15 protein-coding genes and 1 pseudogene are annotated in these 15,016 nt (G+C 46.7%); all 16 read right to left on the reverse strand.

Annotation, left to right across the window (positions count from 1 at the left end):
* Window positions 1–169 (reverse strand): annotated as a pseudogene (locus AB4263_RS13300) (chemotaxis protein CheW); the annotation flags it as partial.
* Window positions 156–938, reverse strand: coding sequence for a ParA family protein (locus AB4263_RS13305; protein ID WP_017071206.1), 783 nt, complete (start codon window positions 936–938; stop codon window positions 156–158). The gene AB4263_RS13305 and the pseudogene AB4263_RS13300, both read right to left, overlap by 14 nt.
* 10 nt (window positions 939–948) lie before the next feature.
* A complete protein-coding gene (locus tag AB4263_RS13310; RefSeq protein WP_017060664.1) occupies window positions 949–2,073 on the reverse strand; it encodes a chemotaxis response regulator protein-glutamate methylesterase in 1,125 nt (374 codons plus the stop codon).
* Window positions 2,074–2,086: 13 nt separating this feature from the next.
* Entirely contained in the window at window positions 2,087–4,279 is a 2,193-nt protein-coding gene (locus AB4263_RS13315) for a chemotaxis protein CheA (RefSeq protein WP_372098352.1), read from the reverse strand.
* Between the two features lie 9 nt (window positions 4,280–4,288).
* Complete coding sequence (locus AB4263_RS13320; protein ID WP_017064113.1) at window positions 4,289–5,020, reverse strand: protein phosphatase CheZ; 732 nt, start codon at window positions 5,018–5,020, stop codon at window positions 4,289–4,291.
* A 105-nt stretch (window positions 5,021–5,125) separates the two neighbouring features.
* Window positions 5,126–5,494 carry a chemotaxis response regulator CheY gene (gene cheY, locus AB4263_RS13325; protein ID WP_016767062.1) on the reverse strand — a complete coding sequence of 123 codons (369 nt, stop codon included), beginning with the start codon at window positions 5,492–5,494 and terminating at the stop codon, window positions 5,126–5,128.
* 42 nt (window positions 5,495–5,536) lie between these two features.
* Window positions 5,537–6,271 (reverse strand): RNA polymerase sigma factor FliA, encoded by a 735-nt coding sequence (locus AB4263_RS13330; protein ID WP_017060667.1) that lies wholly within the window; start codon window positions 6,269–6,271, stop codon window positions 5,537–5,539.
* A complete protein-coding gene (locus AB4263_RS13335) occupies window positions 6,264–7,151 on the reverse strand; it encodes a MinD/ParA family protein (protein WP_017060668.1) in 888 nt (295 codons plus the stop codon). The genes AB4263_RS13330 and AB4263_RS13335 overlap by 8 nt, the downstream gene beginning before the upstream one ends.
* Before the next feature lie 13 nt (window positions 7,152–7,164).
* Window positions 7,165–8,682 (reverse strand): flagellar biosynthesis protein FlhF, encoded by a 1,518-nt coding sequence (gene flhF / locus AB4263_RS13340; protein WP_372098353.1) that lies wholly within the window; start codon window positions 8,680–8,682, stop codon window positions 7,165–7,167.
* 27 nt (window positions 8,683–8,709) lie between these two features.
* Window positions 8,710–10,809, reverse strand: a complete 2,100-nt coding sequence (gene flhA, locus AB4263_RS13345; protein ID WP_017064115.1) for a flagellar biosynthesis protein FlhA — start codon at window positions 10,807–10,809, stop codon at window positions 8,710–8,712.
* Window positions 10,810–11,020: 211 nt separating this feature from the next.
* On the reverse strand, window positions 11,021–12,151 hold the full coding sequence (gene flhB, locus AB4263_RS13350; RefSeq protein WP_017060671.1) for a flagellar biosynthesis protein FlhB: 1,131 nt from the start codon (window positions 12,149–12,151) through the stop codon (window positions 11,021–11,023).
* A gap of 9 nt (window positions 12,152–12,160) precedes the next feature.
* The gene (gene fliR / locus AB4263_RS13355) at window positions 12,161–12,943 is read right to left on the reverse strand and encodes a flagellar biosynthetic protein FliR (protein WP_017060672.1); all 783 of its coding nucleotides are present in this window, start codon (window positions 12,941–12,943) and stop codon (window positions 12,161–12,163) included.
* A 6-nt stretch (window positions 12,944–12,949) separates the two neighbouring features.
* Entirely contained in the window at window positions 12,950–13,219 is a 270-nt protein-coding gene (gene fliQ / locus AB4263_RS13360; RefSeq protein WP_029235191.1) for a flagellar biosynthesis protein FliQ, read from the reverse strand.
* 11 nt (window positions 13,220–13,230) lie between these two features.
* Window positions 13,231–14,160: a flagellar type III secretion system pore protein FliP gene (gene fliP, locus AB4263_RS13365; protein WP_372098354.1), complete on the reverse strand. Its 930-nt coding sequence runs from the start codon at window positions 14,158–14,160 to the stop codon at window positions 13,231–13,233.
* Window positions 14,147–14,587: a flagellar biosynthetic protein FliO gene (gene fliO, locus AB4263_RS13370; protein ID WP_017060675.1), complete on the reverse strand. Its 441-nt coding sequence runs from the start codon at window positions 14,585–14,587 to the stop codon at window positions 14,147–14,149. The genes fliP and fliO overlap by 14 nt, the downstream gene beginning before the upstream one ends.
* The gene (gene fliN, locus AB4263_RS13375) at window positions 14,587–14,997 is read right to left on the reverse strand and encodes a flagellar motor switch protein FliN (protein ID WP_004739851.1); all 411 of its coding nucleotides are present in this window, start codon (window positions 14,995–14,997) and stop codon (window positions 14,587–14,589) included. Before fliN ends, fliO begins: the two co-directional genes overlap by 1 nt.
* Between the last annotated feature and the right edge of the window lie 19 nt (window positions 14,998–15,016).

Below are 15,016 nucleotides of genomic sequence, written 5' to 3' on the forward strand. Positions count from 1 at the left end.
CTGGCTCTGGCTCTGGCTCTTCAGATTGTGATTCGTCGCTCGACTCGTCAACAAAAAAATCGTCAGATTCAAAGCTTTCATCACCTAACAGCGCAGTAAAATAATCATCCAGTGCTTGTTCACTGGAGAGACTTGGCTGCGCCAATGTTGATTCTTTATTCGCGCTCATTTATCGCCAACCTTTCGAGATAAATAAGCAACTGTTTATAAGCAAATACACCACGGCTACCCGATGCAAAATGAGAGGCTGGCAAGCGCTTTAGGCTCGCATCTCGAAACTTGGTATCAATCGGCACAGCAGACGTCCAAACTTGGTTTGGGTAATCATCTTTGAGCTGCGTTAATGTTTGCAGTGAGGCTTTGGTTCGCTTGTCGTACATCGTCGGGACAATCGTCACCTTAAACGGTGTTTTGCGCGACTTCTGCATAATGGTCAAAGTGCGAATCATGCGCTCTAAGCCCTTCATCGCCAAAAATTCCGTCTGTACCGGAATCAATATACGATCGCTTGCAGCCAATGCATTGACCATCATCACACCAAGAATTGGCGGGCAATCGATCAACACATAGTCGTAGTCATCTTTTAAAGCGGCCAAAGCACGCTTCAAGATCAACCCCATGCCGCTTCGATTTCCCATTACACGGTCTAATGTCGCCAAAGACATGTGCGCAGGGATAATATCGATACCTTCGACTTCTGTTTGTAAAAGCAAAGGTCTTACCGTCTGCACGTTAAACTCACGCAACTGGAACAGATCAAACAGGCTCGATTCCACCGTATCTGAATCGTAACCCAGATAGGTGGTCAGTGATGCATGTGGGTCAGTATCAACCAACAGAACACGGTGCCCCTTCAACGCAAGTAAACCTGCTAGAGTCACGGTCGTGGTCGTTTTACCAACACCACCTTTTTGGTTTGCAACACTCCAAACAATCATTTCGATTTACCTAAGCTAACCCAACTTCAACCAAGATCCTTTCCGCGATGCGGTCTAGAGGGAGGTCTTCAGTAGAAATGCCAGCTTTTGCTACAGCTTGAGGCATACCATATACAACACAACTATCTTCGTCTTGTGCCCAAATCGTCGAGCCCGCAGTTTTCAACATACGCGAACCTTCTCGACCATCTGCGCCCATACCGGTCAGTATCATAGACAAAACTTTGTCGCCGTAGATCTTCGCTGCAGAGCCAAATGTGACATCCACACAAGGCTTGTAGTTCATGCGGTCGCCGCCATCGATAATTCGTAGACGTGCAGACCCTGCGCGGCCATCCACCATCATCTGTTTACCACCCGGAGCAAGATACGCCACGCCAGGCTTTAGCACATCACCGTCTTGCGCTTCGCGAACTTCAATCTTACACAAGGTGTTCAATCGGCTCGCAAAAGCAGCAGTGAATGTTGCTGGCATATGCTGAACTAACACAATTGGGTGTGGATAGTTAGCAGGGATGCGAGTCAAAATCTTCTGTAGAGCAACAGGGCCGCCAGTCGACGTACCAATTGCTGTTAATTGATACTTCTTACCTGACGCTCTGAATTTCGCCGTTGATGCAACCGCAGGCTTCGCTGTCGAAGTCGAAGCTGCTGTTGAAATCGGTTGGCGCAATGGCGTAGATGTTGCAGTCGTCGCAGTCGCTCTCGGCGCAATAGGAGCACGGCGCATAAACGCACGCTTCGCTGCAATCTGAATCACACGCTGTTGAAGCAATGCAACTGCATCGTCGCGGTTACGTGCAATGTCTTCAAACTTCTTAGGAAGGAAGTCGAGAGCACCTGCATCTAACGCATCTAACGTTGCTCTCGCTCCATCATGCGTTAACGATGAAAACATCAAAATAGGCGTTGGAGACGCGGCCATGATTTCACGAACGGCAGTGATACCGTCCATGACAGGCATTTCAATATCCATCGTGATTACGTCAGGTCTTAGCTGTTTCGCTTTTTCAACGGCTTCTTTACCGTTTACTGCTACATCAATGACTTCTAGGCGAGCCTCTGAGTTGATGATCTCGCTAACGCGACGACGAAAGAAACTCGAATCATCAACGACTAATACTTTAATCGCCATATTTATCCTTAAATTAAATTCTTGACGCAGCTGCGTACTGCTTCAACAAGTCCGGCACATCTAGAATCAATGCAATGTGTCCGTCACTTGTAATTGTCGCACCTGCCATTCCTGGCGTGCCTTGCAGAAGCTTATCAAGCGGCTTGATCACGACTTCTTCTTGACCGATCAGCGTATCGACAACAAAACCAACACGTTGGCTACCAAGTTGTACGATAACAACATGGCCGTGCCCTTTACGCAGCTCAACAATACCCGCTTTAGGAGCAAGCCAGTTTTGCAAGTAGAACAACGGAATAGACTTATCGCGAACGATAATCGTCAGCTGGCCATCAACCACGTTTGTGCGGCTTAAATCTAGGTGGAAGATCTCGTTTACAGAAGCCAATGGCAATGCAAATGGATGACCGGCAACACCGACCATCAAGGTTGGTAGAATCGCTAGGGTTAGTGGAACCTTGATGGTGATCTTGGTGCCCTGTCCCATTTCTGAATCAATATCAATAGAGCCGTTCAGTGTGTTGATCGCTGTTTTCACAACGTCCATGCCCACACCACGACCAGAGATATCCGAGATCTGCTCTTTGCTTGAGAAGCCAGGAGCAAAAATCAGGTTGAAACACTCTTTATTTGATAAGCGAGACGCTGCATCTTCATCCATCAGGCCACGTTTAACCGCGATAGCACGAAGCTTATCAGGGTCCATACCGCCACCGTCATCAACGATAGCCAGTTCAATGTGGTCACCTTCTTGAGAGGCAGACAGAATCACTTTACCCGTTTGTGATTTACCCGCAGCAACACGGTCGTTTGGCATTTCAATACCATGATCGACAGAGTTTCTCACCAAGTGAATCAGGGGATCAGCAAGTGCTTCTACTAAGTTTTTATCAAGGTCCGTTTCTTCGCCACGCATTTCAAGAACGATGTCTTTCTTCAAGCTACGAGCAAGGTCACGGACAACTCGTGGGAAGCGACCAAATACTTTCTTGATCGGCTGCATACGAGTCTTCATTACCGCACCTTGAAGGTCTGCAGTAACAACATCTAAGTTAGAGACAGCTTTCGACATTTCTTCGTCGTTGCTGTTGAGGCCTAGGCTGACTAGTCGGTTACGCACCAATACCAGTTCACCCACCATGTTCATGATGGTGTCCAGTGTTGATGTATCAACACGAACTGTCGCTTCAGCTTGTTGCTTCTTAGCCGGCACTTTAACTTCAGCTTTTGCTGGAGCGCTCGGTTTTGGCTCAGCTTTAACGACAACTGGCGCAGCAGGTTTAGGCGCAGCTTGAGGTGCTACTGCCTTAACTTCTGCTGGCTTAGTCGCGGCATCCAATTCTTCAATCGAAGGTCCATTACCTGAGCCATGTAGTTGGTCAAGTAACTTCTCGAACTCTTCGTCAGTCATCAGATCATCGCCTTCAGACATCGCCGAAACAGGTGCTGCTGGCGGCGTTGGCGGTGGAGGAGGCGTTGAACTTGCCGCTGTCGGGCTCTTACCCGCACCGTGCAATTCATCTAATAACTTTTCAAATTCGTCATCAGTAATATCACCACTGTCAGCAACAGACTGAGGTGCAGCGGGTGCTGGCGGCGGTGTTGGTGCATAAGGCGCTGTTGGTGAACCACCTTTACCGTGAAGCTCATCAAGCAAGCGTTCAAACTCATCTTCAGAGATATCATCGACTGAAGATGCATTGATGTTTGAGCTTTCAGCAGTAGGTTCCGGAGCAATAACAGGCTCAGGCGCTGCAACAACAGGTTCAGGGATAATAGGTGCAGGCGCTTCTACTGGTGCCACTTCATCCGCAGACTCTGGTTTACAGAGACGGTGAAGTTCATCCAATAAAGATTGGTCGGCTGGCACTAAAGGTTCCTGATCTTGCACGGCGCGAAACTGTACATTGACTGTATCTAGCGCCTGCAGCATGGTATCCATCAAACCTGATGTTACGCTGCGTTGGCCGTTTCGCAGAATGTCGAACACATTCTCAGCACCATGACAAGTATCCACCAGCTCAGTTAATGCTAGGAAACCAGCACCACCTTTTACTGTATGGAAACCACGGAAAATAGCATTTAATAGGTCTTTGTCGTCAGGGTTATTCTCAAGCTCTACCAGTTGTTCTGATAGGAGTTCAAGGATCTCTCCTGCTTCGACTAAAAAGTCCTGAAGAATATCTTCGTCTAAATCGTAGCTCATACGTTACCTTTAAAATCCAAGACTGGATAACAAATCGTCGACTTCATCTTGAGATGCGACAGCGTCTTCGCGCTCTTCTGGGTTCATAATTGGACCTTCAGGCGCAATCGATGCTTTCTTCTCTGACTCTGGAGTTGGCTCTTTTTGATTCGCACCGAATACCGTGAGAATCTCGACCAAACGTCCTTCCACCTCATTCACCAAGGTAATAACTTTGCTGATTATCTGCCCAGTTAAATCTTGGAAATCCTGAGCCATCAAGATTTCAGTCAATTGTCCGCGTAGTTCAGTACTGTCGCCTTCTACTTGGACAAGCAATCCATCAATGCGGTGACATAAAGCTTTAAATTGTGCCAGCTCAATGCGGCCATGCATCAGTTCATTCCATTGAGGCCTTACTTGAAGTAAACACTCGTGTAGGTTGTCTGCGATTGGCATACAGCGATCGACAGCGTCCATCGTCTTATTTGCCGCAACTTCCGTTTTATCAATGACATACTGAAGGCGATCCCTTGCATCAGGGATTTCGTCATTTGCGATAACGCTGATGCGTTCATCGAAATTGAATTGAGTCAAAGAGTCGTGGAGGTCGCGTGTCAGACTTCCTATTTCTTGAAGCATTGGATTGTCTTGAAGACTAAAGTTATCTTCATAAATGCTTCTCACAAGAGAATCAGCATTTTGCTGCTCATCGTTCTCAAGCAGCTCTACTAATTTTTTTGCTTGTTCTAATGAAATCATCCTGAATTCGGCCTTACTCCGCATACTTTGTGCGCTTAGGCTATCGAGATAAACAGATAACTTATCAGTCAGTGTTTACCTAGAAGTGCCTAAATTTATTGATGCTTATAAGCGATCAAAAATCTTATCAAGTTTCTCTTTCAGCGTTGCAGCAGTGAAAGGCTTCACAATGTAACCATTAACACCCGCTTGCGCAGCTTCGATGATCTGCTCACGCTTCGCTTCAGCTGTGATCATAAGCACTGGAAGGTGCTTAAGTTCTGCGTCTGCGCGAATGTGTTTAAGCAGGTCAATCCCTTGCATGCCTGGCATGTTCCAGTCAGTTACCACGAAATCAAATTCGCCTTTTTTCAGCATAGGTAACGCGGTCAAGCCATCATCTGCTTCTTGAGTGTTGTTGAAACCTAAATCGCGAAGTAGGTTTTTAACAATTCGGCGCATCGTTGAAAAATCATCAACAATGAGAATTTTCATGTTTTTGTTCAAATTAGCCTCCACTGAATAGGATCAGTGTTGTTAGTCGTTCTGTGTCCAAGCACTTAACTTAGTGCGTAAACGCTGCATAGATTGGCTCAGTATTTGGCTGACACGAGATTCGCTGACACCTAACACTTCCCCAATCTCTTTTAAATTGAGTTCTTCGTCGTAATAAAGCGAAAGCACAAGGCCTTCCCTTTCCGGAAGTTGTTTAATCGAATCGATCAAAGCTTGGCGGAATGACTCATCAGCAACCCCTTGAAAAGGCGTATTATCTTGAGAGTCTTCATTCGGAGATATTACATCATCTGAGACGCCTAAATCTTCAATTCCAACCAGTCTTGAGCAATTAATGTCAGTTAAAGCACTGTGATACTGCTCTAAACTGAGCCCCATATGTTTTGCCACTTCGGCATCACTCGGGTCGCGGTTGAGGATACCCTCTAATTCCGCAATTGCACTGCTGATTTCTCGATTGTTTTTATGAACCGATCTCGGTACCCAATCCCCACGGCGAATGTCATCCAACATTGCCCCGCGAATTCGAATACCAGCATACGTCTCAAAGCTTGCGCCTTTGGTACCATCATAGTTTTGTTGCGCTTCAATCAAGCCGATCATGCCTGCTTGAATTAAATCATCAACCAATACATTAGGCGGTAATCGCCCCAACAAGTGATGAGCGATACGTTTAACCAACACAGAGTACTTCTCAAAAAAAGCCTGTTGGCTATTGTGATTAGCGTGTTGGTCGTAAGTAAGCGCTTTATTCACCAAATGGTTCCTCTATAAATTCAGTACGATTCAGCAGCCTTTCAACAAAGAACTCCAAGTGTCCGCTCGGTGTTTTTGGTATTGGCCAGGTCAAGGCTTTGTTAGCCAAAGAGCTGATTGCCAATGCAGCTGGAGAGCGAGGAAACGCATCGACTACGATTTTCTGTCTCTTGACTGATTGACGTACTTTATCATCTAAAGGAATACATGCTACGAGTTCGAGGCTCACATTCAAGAAGCGCTCTGTGACCAAAGTCAACTTTGCAAATAATTCTCGGCCTTCGCGGTAGCTTCTGACCATATTTGCAACAACTTTGAATCGCTGAACTTGGTGTTCTCTGCTTAAAAGCTTAATCAAAGCATATGCATCCGTGATCGAGGTAGGTTCATCACATACCACGACAACCACGTCTTGCGCCGCTCTTGAGAAGCTGATCACCATGTCCGAAATACCGGCTGCGGTATCAACCAACAAGATATCCATCTCGTCTTCAAGCGAACCGAATGCGCGAATCAAACCAGCATGCTGTGCGTGTGAAAGTTCAGTCATGCTTTGAGTGCCCGATGTCGCTGGAATAATTTTAATTCCGTGCGGCCCTTCGACAATCGCATCCTTAAGTTCACATTCGCCAGCCAACACATGCCCAAGGTTTCGTTTAGAACGAATACCTAGCATGATATCGACGTTCGCTAGTCCTAAATCGGCATCTAGCACCATGACTTTTTTGCCTTGGCGCGCCATGCAAATAGCCATACCTAACGTCACATTAGATTTACCAACGCCTCCCTTACCACCGGTTACAGCGATAACTTTTGTGAGTGAAGGCTTGGTTAAGCGACGGAGGCCGCTAGCTTGATCATGTATCATATTTTCATTCATATTTATCCGCCGCCTAGAGCCCTTCAGAATCGCTATTCCAGTAATGAGGTTCATTCTCTGTAGATTTTTCTAATAGCTCATTAGCCTTAGCAATCATGTACTTTGGCTGAGCTATAACGATATCTTCAGGAACTCGTTGACCATTTGCTATGTAAGCAACTGGTAATGCATTTTGTATTACGACACTGATGAATTCACCTAGACTTAAGGATTCATCCAGCTTAGTCATGATGCATCCCGACAACGGGATTCTTCTAAAGTGTTCAATTGTTTCTTGCAGCACTTTGCGTTGCGCGGTTGCAGGCAACACAAGGTAGCTATTGATAACGGAACCACTCTCTTGCATCAATGTGTCTAACTGCTCAGATAGGCGAACATCTCGTTGTCCCATGCCTGCAGTATCGACCAGAATCAGGCGACGATTACGTAACTGATATATTACATCGGCCAGTTCGCTAGAATCTTTAGCAACTCTTACAGGACAACCCATAATTCGGCCGTAGATCGATAACTGCTCATGTGCACCTATACGATATGTGTCAGTTGTCACTAGTGCGACGTTATCAGCGCCATATTCCATGGCAGCACGTGCAGCTAGCTTTGCAACAGTCGTTGTTTTACCCACGCCGGTTGGGCCAAGTAGAGCCACAATACCGCCGCGTTTTAAAATATCTTTTTGTGTAACGGAGATTTGGTCAGCAACCAGAGCTAACAGAGCCTTCCATGCACGTGCAGGTTTAGTATCTTCAGGAATGTAGCAAGCCATTTGATCGGCAAGCTCTGCAGATACACCCATACGTTCAAGGCGCTTAATAAGCATGGCTCTCAGTGGTTCACGGCGCTCAACTTCTTGCCACATCAACCCAGAAACTTGATGCTCTAACAGACGACGAATTGAGGTCATCTCTTCGCGCATCGTTTCCATTTCAGTATCAGAACCTTTGGACTGAGTGTTCTCTCGACCACGATCATAACGGGTAGGATCCAAGCGAGGTGCCGGGCGCTCTACTCTGCGGTCTTCAGCAATCAACTTAGACAACCCCGTTTCACGAGCAAATGCTGAATCAAGATTGCCGTGAGACTGCAAATTGCTTTGACTATGAGGCTTATGGCCCGTGCTTGATTGGCGATTGAGCAATGCAGACAATGAATCTTCATTTTCAGCACGATGTTGTGGCTCATCATCGGCGCCATGACTGTATTGCTTAAGCATATTCGCAAAGCGCTTAGTCATTGAGCGTCCACCTTCAACATTCGACTGTAGGCTAACCTTGTCATCGTCTAGTTGACGTCGCCCAGCAGGAGCTGCGGGCGCGGCCATTTGCGTATATTGGCTTTGTGCAGGCTGCTGAGGTTTATTTAATCTCTGGCTCGCTGTCGACGGGCTGGATTCGCCATCAATAGCGGCAACAATTTCCACGCCACCTGCGACCTTTTTGTTAGACATGATCACCGCTTCTGAACCAAGTTCTTCTTTAACTTGGAGCAGAGCCGTTCGCATATCTTTTGCAAAAAATCGTTTAATTTTCAATTCGATTGTCCATTCTAATTAGGCGGCTTAATTACCAACAGCTTGTACTATACGTATCTGCTTTTCGTCCGGTATTTCTTGGTAAGACAAGACTCGCAAGCTTGGAATCGTGTTCTTCACGAACTTAGCCAGAGTCGAACGCAACACGCCAGAGGTCAATAGTACCGCGGGCTCACCTTTCAGCTCTTGCTCTTGTGTAGCGTGGCTGAGAGAGGTCTGTAAACGTTCGGCTAAACCAGGTTCAATACCAGCAGATTCTCCGCCGGATGCCTGCATGGTTTGATGCAAGATTTGTTCCAGCTCAGGAATCAAGGTTATCACTGGTAACTCGGGCTCTATACCATTGATTTCCTGAACAATTAATCGTTTCAATGAGATGCGAACCGCCGCAGTAAGTATGTCAGGTTCTTGACTCTTACCTGAATACTCCGACAAAGTTTGGACTATGGTTCGAATGTCACGAATTGGAATCGCTTCATTCAGCAGGTTCTGTAGCACTTTCACAACCACACCCAACTGCAATTGATCCGGTACAAAACCTTCCACCAGCTTAGGTGTTGAACGGCTGAGCATCTCAAGTAAGTTCTGAACTTCTTCGTGGCCAATGAGCTGCGATGCGTTGTTGGTTAGCAGCTGGCTAAGGTGTGTCGCCAGTACTGTAGAAGAATCTACAACGGTATAACCTAGAGCTTGTGCGTGTTCACGCTGCTCTTCACGAATCCAAACCGCTTCAAGGCCAAAGGCAGGGTCAATCGTCGGCTCGCCATCGATCATGCCATAGACTTGGCCCGGGTTAATCGCGAGTTCCATGTCTGGCTTAATCTCAGCTTCACCCACAGCAACACCCATCAAGGTAATGCGGTAGCTGTTTGGTGTCAGTTCTAGGTTATCGCGAATGTGTACTGCTGGGATCAAGAAACCAAAGTCTTGAGACAGCTTTTTACGCACACCTTTAACGCGTTCAAGCAATTCACCACCTTGGTCTCTATCAACCAAAGGAATTAAACGGTAACCCACTTCTAAACCAATAATATCGACAGGTTGAACATCATCCCAAGAGAGCTCCTTCTGAGAGCCTACTTCTCCATTGGCTTCAACCGTGGCCGGAAGGTTAGGTTCTTCCGCCTTCTTCTTGTTCTTTTTATCGATGTAGTACGCCCCCGCGCCTGCAACGATGGCAAGGCTCAAGAACGAGAAATGTGGCATGCCAGGAACAATACCCATAATGCCAAGGATGGCGGCAGTGATCATAAGGGCTTTAGGGTTGTCGAACATTTGGAAGACAAGTTGCTCGCCCATATCTTCATCGGTGTTTTGACGCGTTACCATCATTGCAGCTGCGATCGACAATAATAGAGACGGAATTTGTGCTACCAGACCATCACCGATAGTCAGTAGTGTATAGATTTCGATTGCTTCGCCAAAACCAAGGTCAAACTGAGCCATACCAATGCTCAAGCCACCAATGATGTTGATGAATAAGATTAAGATACCAGCGATCGCATCGCCTTTAACAAACTTAGAAGCACCGTCCATCGAACCGTAGAAGTCAGCTTCTTTGGTTACTTCAAAACGTCTCAGACGCGCCTGGTCTTGGTCGATCAAACCTGCGTTCAAGTCGGCATCGATTGCCATCTGTTTACCCGGTAAGGCGTCTAACGTGAAACGCGCGCTTACTTCCGAGATACGACCCGCACCTTTGGTTACAACCATGAAGTTGATGATCATAAGAATCAAGAACACCACTAGACCTACCGCATAGTTACCACCGATAACCACGTTACCGAAGGCTTCAATCACATTACCGGCCGCGTCGCCACCTTCATGACCATGAAGCAATACCACACGTGTCGAAGCAACGTTCAAGGCCAATCGAAGTAGAGTCGCAATCAGCAGGACGGTCGGGAATGCAGCGAAGTCTAAAGGCCTGCGGGTATATACCGAGACCAGTAGCACAACCATAGACAGTGCAATGTTGAAGGTGAAGAACATATCCAACAAGAAAGCTGGAATGGGCAACACCACCATAGCAAGCGTTGCAAGTACCATAACAGGTGCACCAATCGCAGGCATGGCACGGTTAGGGATTTTAGGTAGCTTGTCCACAAAAGGCAGGGAGAATTTCATAAATCTAGACAGTTTCGCTATGTTGTAGCTCTCTGAACAAGTGGATTAAATCTTAGTCAGGGCTGTTTTGCTATGGGCTTATAATGTTCAGGCTACTACAGCAAACACTGTACCAACATCTCACGTCAAATTATCGCCATCACCTCTATAAAAGGAAGATTAGCTAGCTCACTATTATCAGGGTTCATCACGCAGAGCTCAAGCAATTGATCTAATGACGTAAATCAGGTGGGATCGGCATATTAGAATCTTGCAGTTTTGGTCGCTCACCACCTCGTTTTCGGTACTGTTTAAGCTGGAAAACATATGCAAGCACTTGTGCAACTGCCGTAAACAGACCGTCAGGAATTTGTTGTTCTAGCTCAGTGGTATGATAAAGCGCCCTCGCCAATGGCGGCGCTGGAACTATATAGATGTCGTTTGCACGCGCAATCTCTCGGATCTTCATCGCCATGTGGTCGACACCTTTAGCAACCACAATTGGTGCTTTGTCTTGATTCTGCTTATAGCGCAGCGCCACTGAAAAGTGTTCCGGGTTGGTGACTATCACGTCCGCTTGCGGCACATCGGCCATCATACGACGCTGAGCCGCCTCCCTTTGCAACATGCGAATTCGACCTTTCACCTCAGGCTTACCCTCGGTGTCTTTGAATTCGTCTTTCACCTCTTGCTTAGTCATCTTCAGCTGATCAGCGTGTTGCCAAATCTGGAATGGGATATCAATCGCCACAACAATCAACAAAGAACAACTGATCAACAGAATAAAGTTGAGCAAGATATCCAAGGCATGGAAGATGTTTTGTGGATAGACGTCCATGCTCAGCTGCATTAAATCATGCTGAGAGGCTTGAATCAGATAAATCGCCATCCCCGATACGAGCGCTACTTTAAGAATAGACTTGAGCAGTTCAACCCAACTTTGCAGGCCAAACATACGCTTGATACCACTGAGTGGGTTGAGCTTAGACGCCTTTGGCATCGCCGCTTGCATTGAGAAGTTAATCCCACCGACACCCGCAGCGCCGATGACGGCAGCAACAAACAAAGTTATCAGTATCAAAAACAGCGGGAACAGCAGGTTCACCAGTGCACCACCAGCGATTTCTAGGAGTTTGTTAGTGTCAAAGATCTCGTCGCGACTCAAAGAGAACAGGCGTTGCATCGCCTCGAACAAAGCCTTCGCCATCGATTCGCCAAACCACATTAAAGCAATCGCACCGACAATTAATACCGATGCTGACGCTAGCTCTTTTGACCTTGCAACCTGCCCTTTCTCTTTGGCCTGTTGCAAGCGTTTGGGCGTGGCGTCTTCTGTGCGTTCTTGACCGTCTGACTCTGCCATTTCAGTCTCCTAGCAATCTAACCGGATTAGACGACATATCTGTTGTTCGCCCTGCATCCAGAATAGCTCATAGTGACTATACAAGCCGCCAAGGATGTACCAACAAAGTAACAGACCCACGAGTAGCGCAAATGCAAAACCCAAAGAAAAGATGTTTAATTGAGGTGCCGCACGCGTCATTACACCAAAAGAAAGGTTAATCGTTAGCAGCGCAATAATCCCCGACAATGACATCGCTAATGCCGTTTTGAACATGATGCCGAGCCACAACGCGAGCTCTCGAAAATCCACAGAGGTTAGAGAGCCACTGCCAATCGGCAAGGTCTTAAAACTAAACACCACCAGCTGCAGCATTTTCAAGTGACCATCGGTCGCCAAAAAAAACATGGTCGCTAGCAGCATGAACAGCTGACCAAGTACCGGCGTGTTTTGCCCGTTAGCCGGGTCGACCATTGATGCAAAACCCAAGCTCGATTGCATACCGAGGATCTGACCCAGCATAACAAAGGTTTGAATCATGAACTGGGTAACAAAACCCATGGCCACGCCAATCACAATTTGCTCGAAGACAGTCAGGAAGCCTTGAAAGGACAGAAGTTCAATCTCTTTGGGAACGGCCGGAATCGCAGGCATCACCGCAAAAGTGATCGCCAAGCCTAAATACAGACGAATACGCGGCGACACGAAGCGTGCCCCTGTTACCGTCATCACCATCAGCATCGCTGAGATGCGAGTGTATGGCCAAAAATAATTGGCTAACCACTCTAGTACAAGGCTCGTTGGGTATTCCATATCGGTTTAATACAGAACTTGCGGCAAGCGTTCGATGAGCTCAAAAAAGAACTCCATCATCATCTGGGTCATCCAGTGTGCGAATAGCATCAACGCCAACAAAGTTACGATCAAACGCGGCAGGAAACTCAGGGTTTGTTCGTTGATTGAGGTCGCAGCTTGGAAAACAGCCACAACCAAACCGATCAGCAGGCTAGGAATAATGATGGCGCAAACCATGATTAATACCATCCAAAGGGCATCTCGGAACAACTCTACGAATATTTCAGGATTCATTATTCCCCCAGCTACAAGGCAAAACTGCCGGCGAGTGTGGAGAGTATCAAGTTCCAGCCATCAACCAGAACAAACAGCATCAACTTAAACGGCAGCGATACAATCATCGGTGACAACATCATCATACCCATAGCCATCAATACCGATGCCACCACCAAGTCGATGATTAAGAACGGCAAAAACAGCATAAAGCCGATTTGGAAAGCCGTTTTTAATTCCGATGTGATAAATGCTGGAATCAGAACCGCCATCGAAACATCTTCAGGGTTAGTCACTTCCGCACCAGAAATCTCAACAAAGGTTTCAAGATCTTTGATTCGAGTCTGTTTAAGCATGAAGGATTTAATCGGTTCTTGGGCAACATCAAATGCCTGTCGTGCCGAGATCTGTTCATTAAGATATGGCTGAACTGCTTGTTCGTTCAATTGGTTAATCACTGGCGACATGATGAAGAAGGTCAAGAATATCGCAATACCAATAATGACTTGGTTAGACGGTGTTTGTTGTAGACCCATCGCCTGACGCAAGATAGACATCACTACCACAATACGAGTGAACGATGTCATCAAAATCACCATCGCCGGCAAGAAGCCAAGCATGGTCATTAACGCGAGAATTTGCAGGTTAATCGAGTAGTCTTCACCGCCATTGGCATTGGTTGTCATGGTAAAGGCAGGTATGCCGCCACCATTGCCAGTTAAGCTGCCCGTGGTCATGGTTGTCGATTTGGCTTGGTCTTGTTCCATCGTGCTGATAGTCACCGATTCCGAGCCAGCGGTATTCGCAGGAATGACGGTGCCGTCTTCAGCTTGTGCAAATACCGACACACTGAATATGATTGAGCATAGGAGAATAAGCTGAACCAACCACACTTTCACCGTTCGGAAAACTCCGGCTTGGTGAAAGTAAGATGAGTTCAAAAGTCCGTTACTTGTTTGCATCTTTTTTTATTAGCTGGGAAAGCTGACTTGAAAATGTACTTTTTTCCAGCATCTCCTGAGTAAGAGGTTTATCGAGCTTAGAGATCAGCTGAATCGATTGTGTGGTAATCCCTACCAAGAACTGTTCATCACCCGCTTGCACAATAGCGATACGCTCTTTAGTACCAACAGGGATTTGCCTAACAATCGCCAAACCTTGTTGATTCGACATCGCAGGTACTTGCATTCGCTTGAGTAGCCAAGCAATAAATAAAATGAAGGCTATAACGAAAATTAGCGACCCAAAGGTGGTCGCTAAATCGAGAGAAGGCGGTGTTGCTGCAAAGGCAATGGAAGGAGCCGTTAATAGCCCTACTCCCAAGATTCCTCGTAACAAACCTGTCATTCCGAGAAAAGAGCCCGCAAGTCTTTGAGACAAAAAGCTCATTAACGCAGCTTCTTAATTCGTTCTGTTTGGCTAATAACGTCAGTCAAACGAATACCAAACTTGTCGTTCACCACAACCACTTCACCATGAGCAATCAAGGTACCGTTTACCATCACATCCAGTGACTCACCAGCAATCCTATCTAGCTCAACAACCGAACCTTGGTTCAACTGAAGTAAATTACGGATACTGATCTGAGAGCGACCAACTTCCATCGAAATAGTCACTGGAATATCCATAATGGTATCCAGCTTACGACGCTCATCTTCAGAAATCGGAGATGATGAATCGGTTAGCTCATCAAGTGGTGCCGCAAGCACATCATCAACATCAATTGACGGCGCTGAAGGATCTTCACCAAGTGCTGCAGCCCATTCGTCTGCTAGCTTTTGATCTTCACTAGGTTCCATTACCAATTCCTATACTTTT

Origin of the sequence: Vibrio sp. 10N.261.55.C5 (genome assembly GCF_041470505.1) — a bacterium.
GTDB classification, from domain to species: Bacteria; Pseudomonadota; Gammaproteobacteria; order Enterobacterales; family Vibrionaceae; genus Vibrio; species Vibrio crassostreae_C.

Bases quoted from the DNA above. Each gene is read 5' to 3' on its own strand.
- AB4263_RS13335 (WP_017060668.1), bottom strand. From the start codon at position 7,151: ATGAATGAAAATATGATACATGATCAAGCTAGCGGCCTCCGTCGCTTA.
- fliP (WP_372098354.1), bottom strand. From the start codon at position 14,160: ATGCAAACAAGTAACGGACTTTTGAACTCATCTTACTTTCACCAAGCC.
- fliN (WP_004739851.1), bottom strand. From the start codon at position 14,997: ATGGAACCTAGTGAAGATCAAAAGCTAGCAGACGAATGGGCTGCAGCA.
- cheY (WP_016767062.1), bottom strand. From the start codon at position 5,494: ATGAAAATTCTCATTGTTGATGATTTTTCAACGATGCGCCGAATTGTT.
- flhA (WP_017064115.1), bottom strand. From the start codon at position 10,809: ATGAAATTCTCCCTGCCTTTTGTGGACAAGCTACCTAAAATCCCTAAC.
- AB4263_RS13310 (WP_017060664.1), bottom strand. From the start codon at position 2,073: ATGGCGATTAAAGTATTAGTCGTTGATGATTCGAGTTTCTTTCGTCGT.
- flhB (WP_017060671.1), bottom strand. From the start codon at position 12,151: ATGGCAGAGTCAGACGGTCAAGAACGCACAGAAGACGCCACGCCCAAA.
- AB4263_RS13305 (WP_017071206.1), bottom strand. From the start codon at position 938: ATGATTGTTTGGAGTGTTGCAAACCAAAAAGGTGGTGTTGGTAAAACG.
- AB4263_RS13315 (WP_372098352.1), bottom strand. From the start codon at position 4,279: ATGAGCTACGATTTAGACGAAGATATTCTTCAGGACTTTTTAGTCGAA.
- fliO (WP_017060675.1), bottom strand. From the start codon at position 14,587: ATGAGCTTTTTGTCTCAAAGACTTGCGGGCTCTTTTCTCGGAATGACA.
- fliQ (WP_029235191.1), bottom strand. From the start codon at position 13,219: ATGAATCCTGAAATATTCGTAGAGTTGTTCCGAGATGCCCTTTGGATG.
- fliR (WP_017060672.1), bottom strand. From the start codon at position 12,943: ATGGAATACCCAACGAGCCTTGTACTAGAGTGGTTAGCCAATTATTTT.
- AB4263_RS13320 (WP_017064113.1), bottom strand. From the start codon at position 5,020: ATGATTTCATTAGAACAAGCAAAAAAATTAGTAGAGCTGCTTGAGAAC.